Raw genomic sequence first — 10,883 nt, forward strand, 5'->3', positions numbered from 1 at the left:
TTTCTTTAGTTCACAATATCGAAGCGCAAAAATTGAAATTCATTTTCATGCCAGTTTCCATATAGTCTTACATGATCTCCAATTTTCAAAGCTATCGGATCCTTTTGCATAGTAAAAGGAGTCACACGCTTAACATGTATCAATTTAGTATCAGTTTGTAGTTGAATATTTAATACATTAATATACCTGTGGTAATAGAACCTTTTACGTGTCTTTTCTAGTTGAATAATTTTTCCTGAAACAATCGCTTCTTCATAAATATTCGTTAAATTTAACCACTTTTGTTCATTTTCCTTCATATCTTTCTTCGTGACCCAATAAAAATAAAAACAGATAATGGGTATAAGAATGGCCGTTACCATCGGTTTTCCCTCTTTCAAATCGAACTGTTTTTATCATAACATCTTTTCAATATTTTTACTCCATTCACCAATTCTAATTGTAATTCATATCTTATTTTAGGCGTTATCCTTGAGAGGAGAGGTGATGTAAAATGACACGAAAAAAACTTCATCCTAGCGTTGTTAAGTTTAAAGAATTTGTTAAGCAATATCCAAAAATAAGTCTCGAAGTAAAAAAAGGGACAGTATCTTGGCAAGAGTTATATGAAGATTGGTATTTACTCGGAGAAGACGACGCGCGCTGGGATCAATTTAAAGTTTCCAAGGAAGAAATGAAGGAGAACAGCACAGAAGAAAATAAATCTGACTTTATAACGCAAATATTTGATTATTTTAAAACGATGGACGTCAATCAAATGCAACAATATATAAGTAATGCTAGCCAAGCGCTAGGTGCTGTTCAAGGAGTTTTGTCCCAATTTCAGAATCCAACTCAGCCTAGTAGCCAAAACAACTCTAGACCATCCCACCCTTTTTCATTTCGGAAAGATTAATAAAAGGAGAAGCTAATATGAGATTAGAAATTTTTGAATATCTCCAAGAAAGAAAAGATTTAAAGGAATTTATTAGACAGCAGCCAATATGGTATCGGAAGCTCTCGAAAAACCCACAATCCCTCCAAGCATTCGAAACAGCATCTTTGCATTATTTTCGAAAAACGATTCCGGATCATGTTGAAAAATTTTCAAATAGTGTACAAATGGCCTCAATGATGATGCATATGTTTCAAGCAATGAATGAGAATCAATAAAGGAAGCTTCTTTCTAATGGGAGGAGGCTTTTTTTGTTTCATAAAATAGTAATGAATAGTAAACAATACAGGCAAAAGGAGTGAAGATTGTGAAGTGGACTATTCAATTTTTTTTCATCCTCATGTCTATAGCTTTAATGGCCTGTCAAAAGGATTTACCCGAACCAGAGACGAAAAATAGAGTGGTTTCTGCCGCTCAACTTCCTAATGATGTTGTTTCCGTTAAAGGCGAATCCTTCCGGGTGAAATCTTTTGTTAAAGGAAACGATGTTTATATAGAGTGTATCGTATCGAATTTTTCATTTCGTGAAGATGATAAAAAAGGAAGTAGTTTAGGGAAAATGATTGTATATGTTGATGGACAAAAATACAATCAATACTCCTCAGCAGCATTTATTGTTAAAGATTTAAAGAGCGGAAATCATCGCATATCTTTACAAATAGTTGATTCGAATGGCCACAAAACGTCTTTAAAAAAGGAAATGGTCGTTTCAATACCTTGATATGAGCAAATTCTAACATGTAGGCATAATTCAAGTCGCTTGCACTTTTTGTACTACATGTTAGAATTAGTTGTGGAGGTGGGCAAAAGCAATGCTTGCTACAACTGAAAGAATTATTTTATTAGATGAAGCTGAAGAATTGGCAAAAATGATAGTACAATCTGATATTGCTAATGCATATCAAATTTCTTTATATAATTTAAGATCAAATAAAGAGTCTCAGAGAAAAATTAATTCGTTCATTCGTGTGAAGGAGCGATACGAAGAGGTCCAGCGCTTTGGTAAATATCATCCCGATTACAAATTAATAATGGGTCAAATCAGAGATATCAAAAGAGAAATGGATTTAGATGATCAAGTTGCTGAATTTAAAAGGGCAGAAAATGATTTTCAGCAGCTTTTGGATGAAGTTAGTATGATTGTTGGAAAGTCGGTTTCTATAAATGTTAAAGTGCCAACAGGTAATCCCTTTTTTGATTCAGGGTCGGGCTGTAGTACTGGAGGCTGTGGGTCAGGTGGTAGCTGTGGCTGTTCCTAAAAACATTTTATAATCTAAATTTTTTAGAAAGTTACTAATAAAATCCCTTATCTATTAAGATAAGGGATTTTATTATGGATTAGTAATTGATTAAACCGCTTTTAATATGCTAGACTGAATAAAATAATGAGTTTTAAAAGGAGTATGTTCGATGTTCGGGTCGCGCCAAGGATTGATTGTTTGGCTTCATTCATTGAAACAAGCAAAAATGCTTAGAAAATTTGGAAATGTTCATTTTGTATCCAAAAGATTAAAATATGTCGTCATATACTGCGATCAGGTCGATATTGAACAAAATATCGAAAAACTTAATGCCTATTCTTTTGTCAAAAAAGTGGACCCTTCATATAAACCATTCTTGAAAATGGAGTATGAAAATAAATCCCCTGATAAAGCTAAAGAATACGATTATAAAATGGGCATTTAAGGTGAGGGCAAAACCCTCACCTTTTCCTATTTCATCGGCGGTATGTAATGATTTAACCTTAGTATACCAATTAAATATTGATAATAAAGGCTAGTTTCAGCAAATTGAGTGGAAGGCTTTACGGTTATTTCTATGATTGTTTTTTTTAAGTCTAACGCTGCTTGCTGAAATAAATCAAACCTCTTATTTGGAATGTCATGTGGATTGGAAACACCTTCACGGCAAATATATAATGCCTGAAAATCCCCTGGAATTGTTGGTTTTAAAACAACAACTAAAGAGATTACTTTCCTTCCATTTATCTCAGTGTGAAGAGCCATCATATGATTTAGTCGATGATGGTTGGATCTCGAAAGTTCTAGTAACTCATATATATCGGAATATCCTCCACCTAATTCAATAAAACGTTGGATCATATTTTTAAAATCCTCCTCAATTGATTAAATCTGTATTAGTGTATCAAGAAAATTGTAAAATACAAATAAAAAACCCTGCAGCCAAATGGATGCAGGGTCCTTCTATATCCTCCGTAAAAAGGATAGAAGGCAAAGGGAGAGGAGAAACCGGAGGAAGAACTTATGGGGAAACGTAAGTCTTCTCCGCGGTTGGCAACAACATCCTCGATTAGATGCTGTTACTTTCATTATTTCCATAAAACGATTGTCTATACATATCCCTTCAATTATTTTTGTATTTGTATTCCATTTTACATACGGTTTGGCTGTTAAAGGGAAGTTATGGTAGGATATGTTAGAAAAAAGAAATTTGTCGAATGATAGTGGTGATAAATATGAGAGTTGTTTCAGGTACTTGTAAAGGACGAAGCCTTAAAGCAGTTCCAGGAAGTACGACAAGACCTACAACAGATAAAGTGAAAGAAGCAATATTTAATATGATTGGTCCATATTTTGAGTTTGGCATTGGACTAGATTTATTTGCTGGAAGTGGTGGTTTAGGAATTGAAGCCCTTAGTAGGGGATTAGAAAAAGTCATTTTTGTTGATAGAGATCCAAAAGCATTTCAAGTTATCAAAGAAAATATTGCATTTTGTGATTTAATCGATAAATCAGAAGTGTATCGTAATGATGCAGAGAGGGCATTAAAAGCGATTTTAAAAAGAAAAATTAAATTTGATTTTATTTTTCTTGACCCTCCCTATAAAAAGCAGCAATTGGTAAAGCTATTGACCATATTCACTAATGAAAATTTACTAAATCCTAATGGAATCATTCTTTGTGAACATGCTTCAGAAGTTGACCTACCTGATGAAATGGGCTCTTTAAAGAAAATCAAGCATGAGAAATATGGAGTCATAGGGATTACGATTTATCAACTTATTACCTTATGATATGGGGGAAAGAGAATGGCTAGTATTGCAGTATGTCCTGGTAGCTTCGACCCGATAACACTAGGGCACCTGGATATTATAAAACGTGGCGCTAAGGTGTTTGGGCAAGTCTATGTCGTAGTTTTAAATAATTCATCCAAAAATCCGTTGTTTAATGTACAGGAAAGAATTGACCTAATCCAAAAGGTGACGAAAGATATTCCGAATGTGAAAGTAGATTCTTTTCAAGGACTGTTAGTAGATTATGCGAAAAGTGTTAATGCAACTGCTATATTAAGGGGCTTAAGAGCCGTTTCGGATTTTGAATATGAAATGCAAATTACGTCAATGAACAGGGTACTGGATGAAGAAATTGAGACTCTTTTTGTTATGACTAATAATCAATATTCATTCTTAAGTTCAAGCATTGTTAAAGAGGTTGCCAAGTATAATGGAGATATTTCTGAGTTGGTCCCAGCGCCAGTAAAAGAGGCATTAATAAAAAAATTCAATTCGTAATAAAAACAGTCTCCTCTTAAATTAGAGGAGACTGTTTTTATTTTTGAACGTATAACCTTCTAGCTAAAATAACAATATATAGACATAAGAAGAATAGTGTAATAATTGGTCCAATTTGACTGATAAGCTGATAAAAGCTATGTAGCCATGTTCCTTCTTCAAAAAGAAATACAGGAATCGCATGCGAAGGTTGCTCTGGATTATAGAACCTTTCATATATCATTTTCCATAGAATAACTGTAAAGAAGCTAGCGAATAGGCCCTGTAGAATTCTTGCGAAAAAGAAAGGTTTGAATCGAATATCTGTTTGAGCTAGAATACTCGCAACCTGTGCTTGTACACTAAATCCACTAAATGCAAGAATAAAACTTGTAATAATAGCTAGTTGCATGAGGGAGGCATCTTGAACTTGGCTAGTCATTTGACTTCCTTGAGTGATTTCAAATAAACCGGAAATAAGAGGGACACTTAAGGATTCTGGTAAGGAGAGAGTTTTTAAGATAATCTCAAAGAGTTTTGCTAAAAAAGCAGTCACATGAAGATGATATAATATTTTATTAATAACTGAAAATAAGATGATAAATCCACCAATCATTAATAAAGTTTGAATGGATGAAGTTACGGCATCACCAAGAAGCTTTCCGATAGGACGATTATCATTCACACGAGTTCGATGTAAGGCAATTAGTGCTGTGCGTATAGGAAACTTCGATTTGCCTTTTTTTTGTTCCTTCTCTTCCTTATCATTGCGACCGTAAAAACGCATGACTAATCCAACACAAATATTCCCTAAATAATGGGAGAGGGCAAGAATAATTCCTAAATGAGCATTTTTAAAAAAGCCTACAGAAACTGCTCCGAAAATAAAAAGTGGATTGGAAGAGTTAGTAAAAGAAACAAGCCGTTCTGCTTCAATCCTACTAAGTTGTTTTTCCTGTCTAAGTCTTGCGGTAAGTTTGGCACCAGCTGGAAAACCAGATGCCATTCCCATCGCCCACACAAACCCACCAACCCCAGGCACTCTAAATAAAGGTCGCATCAATGGTTCTAAAAGAACACCGATAAATTTAACAATTCCAAACCCAATTAACATTTCGGAAATGATGAAAAACGGTAAAAGGGAAGGGAAGACAATTTCCCACCACATATCTAAGCCTCTTATGGAGGCTTCAAATGATTCTTCTGGATAAACCACAAGTGAGGCCGCCATTATTGTTACTGATACTGCTAAGAATGCGGTTTTAAACCTAGAACGCCACAAGATAAAGCCCTCCTTGAACTAATAACAAATTATACAACTAACTTAAAGAATGGTAGAATATGAAGTATTATATATTTAATGCCAAATGGCAAAAAAATACTAACTTGTCCCTACATATCACAATATACTCATAGAAATCAAAATTAGACCATAAGATTGTTCTAGGGCTTATGCAAAAGCAAAAAGGGGGGAATCTCCTTGCAACGTCCAAAGATTGGTTTGGCGCTTGGTTCTGGTGGAGCACGTGGATTTGCCCACCTAGGAGTTATTAAAGTTTTAAAAGACGAAGGAATCCCTATTGATATGATAGCTGGAAGTAGTATGGGAGCTCTAGTTGCCTCTTTTTATGCGGCTGGTCTCGATCTTGATCAGCTTTATCGATTATCAACAGCATTTAGAAGAAAATATTATTTAGATTTTACTGTGCCAAAAATGGGCTTTATTGCAGGAAAAAGGGTTAAAGAATTAGTTAGAATCTTTACACACAATAAAAATATTGAACAATTAGATATTCCAGTAGCGATTGTTGCTACGGATTTAATGACAGGCGAAAAGGTAGTATTTAAAACTGGCCCAGTTGCAGATGCTGTTCGGGCAAGTATAGCCATTCCTGGAATATTTGTTCCAGAAAAATGGAATAATCGAATTTTAGTTGATGGCGGTGTAGTAGACAGAGTTCCAGTGTCTGTTGTAAAGGAGATGGGGGCAGATATTGTGATTGCGGTGGATGTATCCCAAGTGAAAAGGGATGCAGAGATTACCTCCATATTTGATGTCATTATGCAAAGTATTGATATTATGCAAAAGGAATTGGTTAGCTACCGTGAGATAGCCTCTGATATTATGATTCGTCCACAGGTTCAAATGTATAGCTCTAAATCTTTTACCAACATTGATGAAATAATTTCTATAGGAGAAACTGAAGCAAGAAATCAACTCGCAAACATACGCAATTGTTTAGAGAATTGGAAGGAGCCATCATAAGCAAATGTCAAAAATCTTTAAACTACGTCCCATAGTTGTTGTAGCCGTGGTATTTATGGCAAGTTTTTTTTATACATTGCCCTATTATGTTTCTAAGCCTGGTATGGCTAAAGAACTTGAGCCGATTATCCAAGTAGAGAATGGGTATGATGAAAAAGGTACCTTTATGCTAACAACTGTAAGAATGGGAAAGGCAAATATTTACTCTTATTTAATCGCTAAAGCGAGCAAGTATCAGAAAATTTATCCTGAAAAGGACATTAGAAGAGAAGATGAAACGGAAGAGGAATATTCGACCCGTCAACTACATCTGATGGATACTTCAAAACTAAACGCAATTGAAGTTTCTTACAAAAAAGCAGGGATTCCTGTTGATTATCATTATAAAGGTGTATATGTACTAAATATTTTTCCAGACATGCCAGCAGAGGGTAAATTGTTACCAGGTGATCGAATCATCAAGATAGATGATAGAAGCTTTACTTCATCAGCTTCATTTATTGATTATGTAAATGAAAAGCAAGTTGGTGATTCGATTACCCTTTCTATCGAGCGAAATGATAGTCCTAAAGAAGTAACGATTACAGTAGCCACTTATCCGCAATATCCTTCGAAAAAAGGGGTGGGGATTGAGTTAGTTGAGGATAAGGAAATCATTGTAAAACCAACGGTGAAAGTGAATACAGATGAAATTGGTGGACCTTCTGCTGGATTGATGTTTTCATTAGAAATTTATAATCAATTAACTAAAGAAGATTTAACACAAGGCTATGAAATTGCCGGAACTGGGACAATAACGGCGGACGGTAATGTAGGACCTATAGGCGGAATAGAGCAAAAAATAGTTGCGGCCGACAAGGTTGGCGCAGAAATCTTTTTTGCTCCTAATGAAAAAGGAGAAAAGGATTCAAATTACAATGCTGCTGTCAAAACTGCAAAAGATATTAAGACGAAGATGAAAATTGTCCCCATTGATACGTTTGACGAAGCTGTTGACTATTTAATAAATTTAACACCTAAAAAATGATGGAGCTTCTTAGAAGCTCTATTTTTTTTGTAAAACACCACATCTTTAAACCTAGTATTTTCCAGTTAAAAAAATTTCCCAACTCCATTTATAGTTTTTCTTATTGATTTTATCTGAAAATTAGGAATATACTTAAAATACAGTCTTGAGGACTGTGAGTTTTATAGTTTGAAAGGAGCGATAAGATGAAAAAAAGAAGAGCAATTGGATCAGCAGTACTTAGTTTAGCAATGGGAGTTTCGTTGTTTGCAACAGGGGCAATTGCAAAACAACCTGAAAGTCAAGATTCGTTTCGTGTGTTAATCCAAGGAACGAATTCAGAAAAAGCTAAAGTAAAGGATCATTACGGTGTCCGCTTGGATTTTGGGACAGAAGGCTTCACGACAACAGTAAACGGAAATCAGTATCAAGCCTTATTAAAAAATAAAAATATTAATATATCGGAAGTTTCTGAAGTGACACTTGATTATATGAAAGAAGCTGCTGCCAAGCCAGGCGGAAGCACGGGTTCTGGCCCTAGTGATCGTACTCCATGGGGAATTGAAGCGATTTATAATAATTCATCAATACAAGCAACTTCAGGTGGAAATGGAGTAACTGTAGCGGTTCTTGATACAGGCGTTAATATTAATCATAAGGATTTAGTAGGCCAAGCAGAACAGTGTAAAGATTTTACTCAACGTACAGCTCCTCTAGTTAATAATATTTGTACTGATAAGAACGGACATGGTACCCACGTTGCTGGTTCTGTGCTAGCGCATGGTGGTTCAGATAATACTGGAATTTATGGAGTTGCGCCAGAGGCTGATCTTTGGGCGTATAAGGTGTTAAATGATAGAGGGTCAGGTTACTCTGATGATATCGCTAATGCGATTAGACACGTAGCAGACGAAGCAACGAGAACGAATACTAAAGTCATTATCTCCATGTCTTTAGGATCAAGTAGTAAGGACAGCTTAATTGCAAGTGCGGTTGATTATGCATATGGTAAGGGTGTATTGGTCGTTGCTGCAGCTGGTAATGATGGGCCAACAGCTAATACAATTGGGTATCCTGGAGCATTACCAAATGCTATAGCTGTTGCGGCATTAGAAAATGTTCAGCAAAATGGTACATACCGGGTAGCTGATTTTTCTTCTCGTGGAAACCCTGATACAGATGGAGATTATGTAATTGGAGAACGTGATGTTGAAATTTCTGCACCAGGAAGAGCGATAGAATCTACTTGGTCTGATGGAGCGTATAACACGATTAGTGGTACTTCAATGGCAACACCACATGTTTCTGGTTTAGCTGCAAAAATTTGGGCTGCTAATCCAACTTTAAACAATGTTACACTTCGTCAAAATCTTCAAGCTAATGCTAAAAAATATGATGTTTTAAGTGGAACAGGAGCAGCTAGCGGAGACGACTACGCATCAGGCTTCGGATTTGCACGAGTAAACCAATAAAAAATGATAAAGTCCTCTGAATAGTATTTTCGGAGGGCTTTTAAATAGGTATTATTGACTATCTTTCTATTTTTTCTAAATATTCTATTAACTAATTGGCATAACATGGTATTATTCTTTTATACTATTTTCAGTCTTAGAAATTGATGGTGATGAAAAATGGAATATGGTCCTCTTATTAAATATTTTCGGACTCAAATGGGGTTGACCCAGAAGGATTTAGCAAAAGGAATTTGTTCGGTCTCACATTTAAGTAAAATTGAAAATAAAAGTAAAGATGCCAATATCGAAACCATTTCATTATTATTTGAAAAACTTAATATCGATAAAAGTGAAATCAATGAGAAGGAAGAGCAAATCAAGAGTCAACTGATGTTACTAAACGAAAAGATGCTTTTTTTTCAAAAGAATGATGTTGATCTAATATTTGATAAACTTGTAGAAATCGAAGATATCATTCCTTTTTCTACTTCTCTTTATACGTATGAATTATCTAAATATCGGTATTTTTTATTTAAAGGTGAACTTAAACGAGCTCAGCAGCAAGAAAACTTATTAAACAAACAAAAGAAAAATTTTTCCCAACAAGAGAACTATTTATTTCTTCACTACAATGCTATATGTTTAATACTGCAAGGGCACTATCAAAAAGCCGATACCGTATTAGAAACACTAATGACATTAAACAACAATGAATTTGTATCTGGGGAACTGTTCTATCATCGAGCACTAGTAAAAAGTTCTCTAGAACATTCGGATCATGCTATTTACTTTGGGAAAAAAGCCTTGCAGTCGTTTATGAATGACCACAACTTTATTCGTATTTTACATACATTAATGCTTCTAGGCATAAATTACACATATTCAAGAATTTATGAAGAAGCATTAGAATGCTTTCAACACTTAATAAGAAATGCGGAGTTATTAAATGAAGCTCATTTTCTTCCACATGTTTTCCATAACATAGGTTATTTAAAAACTAAAATGGAAAAATATCATGAAGCCTTATATTTTTATGAGAAAAGCTTATCACTACAATCAGAGGATACGCCCTATTACCTCATGACACTCTATACGATTGGAGAATCACTTTATATTTTACAAGAGATTGATAAGTCACAAGAAGTCTTTGAAAGAGTGTTAGAGCAATCAAAGAAGTTATCTAGTCAAAAATATATACTGTTGTCTAAGTATTATTTAAAGTCAATGAGTTCCTACAAGGAATCGATTGAATTCTTGGAAATGAAGGTCATTCCATATCTTGAAGAAAGCAAGGAGCATCCAGACACATTAAACCGGTTCTATAGACTGCTATCGACACACTACCGACAACTAGCTAGGTATGAGAAGGCAGTGAAATATATAGAAAAAATTAGTTAAGGGGAGATCAAAATGAAAAAGGTATTGTTTTCAGTTCTTGTTTTTGGAGTCATTACATTTGGGGTATTTGTTAGCACACCTGACAGTCCAGCTACAGTTGTGGCTGATGGGACAGATTATAGTGAAACAAATGGGTTCCCAATTCAACCTCCAGTTTGATACATTAAGTCAAATATAAAGTAAAAAGCACCTTAATGAAGTGACCCCTAAAAGTTAGACACGGTTATTTCATTAGGCAGCTTGCTCAAAATGAGTTCGGTATTGTACCGGACTCATTTTTAATTTTGCCTTCATCCGTTTCGTATTATAATATT

16 protein-coding genes are annotated in these 10,883 nt (G+C 34.9%); 12 read left to right on the forward strand and 4 right to left on the reverse strand.

The annotated features are described in order from the left end of the window. Nucleotides 1-5 precede the first annotated feature (5 nt). Nucleotides 6-362, reverse strand: a complete 357-nt coding sequence (locus LRP83_RS11920; protein ID WP_230496915.1) for a hypothetical protein — start codon at nt 360-362, stop codon at nt 6-8. A 131-nt stretch (nt 363-493) separates the two neighbouring features. On the opposite strand from LRP83_RS11920, the gene LRP83_RS11925 reads away from it, so the two are divergent. The 5 genes from LRP83_RS11925 to LRP83_RS11945 all read left to right on the forward strand — a co-directional run bounded on the left by LRP83_RS11925 (nt 494) and on the right by LRP83_RS11945 (nt 2,620). After that, nucleotides 494-895, forward strand: coding sequence for a YlbD family protein (locus tag LRP83_RS11925; protein ID WP_230496916.1), 402 nt, complete (start codon nt 494-496; stop codon nt 893-895). A gap of 17 nt (nt 896-912) precedes the next feature. Continuing rightward, nucleotides 913-1,152 carry a YlbE-like family protein gene (locus tag LRP83_RS11930; protein ID WP_230496917.1) on the forward strand — a complete coding sequence of 80 codons (240 nt, stop codon included), beginning with the start codon at nt 913-915 and terminating at the stop codon, nt 1,150-1,152. An 89-nt stretch (nt 1,153-1,241) separates the two neighbouring features. Continuing rightward, nucleotides 1,242-1,655: a DUF8447 domain-containing protein gene (locus tag LRP83_RS11935; RefSeq protein ID WP_230496918.1), complete on the forward strand. Its 414-nt coding sequence runs from the start codon at nt 1,242-1,244 to the stop codon at nt 1,653-1,655. Nucleotides 1,656-1,746: 91 nt separating this feature from the next. Continuing rightward, nucleotides 1,747-2,193: a YlbF/YmcA family competence regulator gene (locus LRP83_RS11940; RefSeq protein ID WP_230496919.1), complete on the forward strand. Its 447-nt coding sequence runs from the start codon at nt 1,747-1,749 to the stop codon at nt 2,191-2,193. Between the two features lie 151 nt (nt 2,194-2,344). Beyond that, nucleotides 2,345-2,620 (forward strand): YlbG family protein, encoded by a 276-nt coding sequence (locus LRP83_RS11945; protein WP_230496920.1) that lies wholly within the window; start codon nt 2,345-2,347, stop codon nt 2,618-2,620. Between the two features lie 26 nt (nt 2,621-2,646). On the opposite strand, the gene LRP83_RS11950 is transcribed toward LRP83_RS11945, so the two are convergent. Further along, entirely contained in the window at nt 2,647-3,036 is a 390-nt protein-coding gene (locus LRP83_RS11950) for a DUF7147 family protein (protein ID WP_230496921.1), read from the reverse strand. A gap of 374 nt (nt 3,037-3,410) precedes the next feature. Between LRP83_RS11950 and rsmD the strand changes: the two genes are divergently transcribed. Beyond that, nucleotides 3,411-3,968 carry a 16S rRNA (guanine(966)-N(2))-methyltransferase RsmD gene (gene rsmD, locus LRP83_RS11955; RefSeq protein WP_230496922.1) on the forward strand — a complete coding sequence of 186 codons (558 nt, stop codon included), beginning with the start codon at nt 3,411-3,413 and terminating at the stop codon, nt 3,966-3,968. 15 nt (nt 3,969-3,983) lie between these two features. Continuing rightward, on the forward strand, nt 3,984-4,466 hold the full coding sequence (gene coaD / locus LRP83_RS11960) for a pantetheine-phosphate adenylyltransferase (protein WP_230496923.1): 483 nt from the start codon (nt 3,984-3,986) through the stop codon (nt 4,464-4,466). 37 nt (nt 4,467-4,503) lie between these two features. On the opposite strand, the gene ylbJ is transcribed toward coaD, so the two are convergent. Next, complete coding sequence (gene ylbJ, locus LRP83_RS11965) at nt 4,504-5,727, reverse strand: sporulation integral membrane protein YlbJ (RefSeq protein ID WP_290369543.1); 1,224 nt, start codon at nt 5,725-5,727, stop codon at nt 4,504-4,506. Nucleotides 5,728-5,925: 198 nt separating this feature from the next. On the opposite strand from ylbJ, the gene LRP83_RS11970 reads away from it, so the two are divergent. From LRP83_RS11970 to LRP83_RS11990, 5 genes are all read left to right on the forward strand, one after another. Then, nucleotides 5,926-6,711: a patatin-like phospholipase family protein gene (locus tag LRP83_RS11970; protein ID WP_230496924.1), complete on the forward strand. Its 786-nt coding sequence runs from the start codon at nt 5,926-5,928 to the stop codon at nt 6,709-6,711. A 4-nt stretch (nt 6,712-6,715) separates the two neighbouring features. Next, nucleotides 6,716-7,738, forward strand: a complete 1,023-nt coding sequence (locus LRP83_RS11975) for a SepM family pheromone-processing serine protease (protein ID WP_230496925.1) — start codon at nt 6,716-6,718, stop codon at nt 7,736-7,738. Nucleotides 7,739-7,923: 185 nt separating this feature from the next. After that, on the forward strand, nt 7,924-9,189 hold the full coding sequence (locus LRP83_RS11980; RefSeq protein WP_230496926.1) for a S8 family peptidase: 1,266 nt from the start codon (nt 7,924-7,926) through the stop codon (nt 9,187-9,189). 159 nt (nt 9,190-9,348) lie between these two features. Next, nucleotides 9,349-10,569, forward strand: a complete 1,221-nt coding sequence (locus LRP83_RS11985) for a tetratricopeptide repeat protein (RefSeq protein WP_230496927.1) — start codon at nt 9,349-9,351, stop codon at nt 10,567-10,569. 12 nt (nt 10,570-10,581) lie between these two features. After that, a complete protein-coding gene (locus LRP83_RS11990; protein ID WP_230496928.1) occupies nt 10,582-10,728 on the forward strand; it encodes a hypothetical protein in 147 nt (48 codons plus the stop codon). Nucleotides 10,729-10,800: 72 nt separating this feature from the next. Here LRP83_RS11990 and LRP83_RS11995 read toward each other — a convergent pair. Beyond that, a partial coding sequence (locus LRP83_RS11995) for an IS3 family transposase (protein ID WP_151536060.1) occupies nt 10,801-10,883 on the reverse strand: 83 nt, incomplete at its 5' end.

Source organism: Pseudoneobacillus rhizosphaerae, from assembly GCF_917563885.1.
GTDB classification, from domain to species: Bacteria; Bacillota; Bacilli; order Bacillales; family Cytobacillaceae; genus Pseudoneobacillus; species Pseudoneobacillus rhizosphaerae.

Coding starts and splice junctions, on each gene's coding strand:
- LRP83_RS11985 (WP_230496927.1), top strand. CDS start 9,349: ATGGAATATGGTCCTCTTATTAAATATTTTCGGACTCAAATGGGGTTG.
- LRP83_RS11975 (WP_230496925.1), top strand. CDS start 6,716: ATGTCAAAAATCTTTAAACTACGTCCCATAGTTGTTGTAGCCGTGGTA.
- LRP83_RS11930 (WP_230496917.1), top strand. CDS start 913: ATGAGATTAGAAATTTTTGAATATCTCCAAGAAAGAAAAGATTTAAAG.
- LRP83_RS11990 (WP_230496928.1), top strand. CDS start 10,582: ATGAAAAAGGTATTGTTTTCAGTTCTTGTTTTTGGAGTCATTACATTT.
- LRP83_RS11940 (WP_230496919.1), top strand. CDS start 1,747: ATGCTTGCTACAACTGAAAGAATTATTTTATTAGATGAAGCTGAAGAA.
- LRP83_RS11925 (WP_230496916.1), top strand. CDS start 494: ATGACACGAAAAAAACTTCATCCTAGCGTTGTTAAGTTTAAAGAATTT.
- LRP83_RS11950 (WP_230496921.1), bottom strand. CDS start 3,036: ATGATCCAACGTTTTATTGAATTAGGTGGAGGATATTCCGATATATAT.
- LRP83_RS11980 (WP_230496926.1), top strand. CDS start 7,924: ATGAAAAAAAGAAGAGCAATTGGATCAGCAGTACTTAGTTTAGCAATG.
- coaD (WP_230496923.1), top strand. CDS start 3,984: ATGGCTAGTATTGCAGTATGTCCTGGTAGCTTCGACCCGATAACACTA.
- LRP83_RS11920 (WP_230496915.1), bottom strand. CDS start 362: ATGGTAACGGCCATTCTTATACCCATTATCTGTTTTTATTTTTATTGG.
- rsmD (WP_230496922.1), top strand. CDS start 3,411: ATGAGAGTTGTTTCAGGTACTTGTAAAGGACGAAGCCTTAAAGCAGTT.
- LRP83_RS11945 (WP_230496920.1), top strand. CDS start 2,345: ATGTTCGGGTCGCGCCAAGGATTGATTGTTTGGCTTCATTCATTGAAA.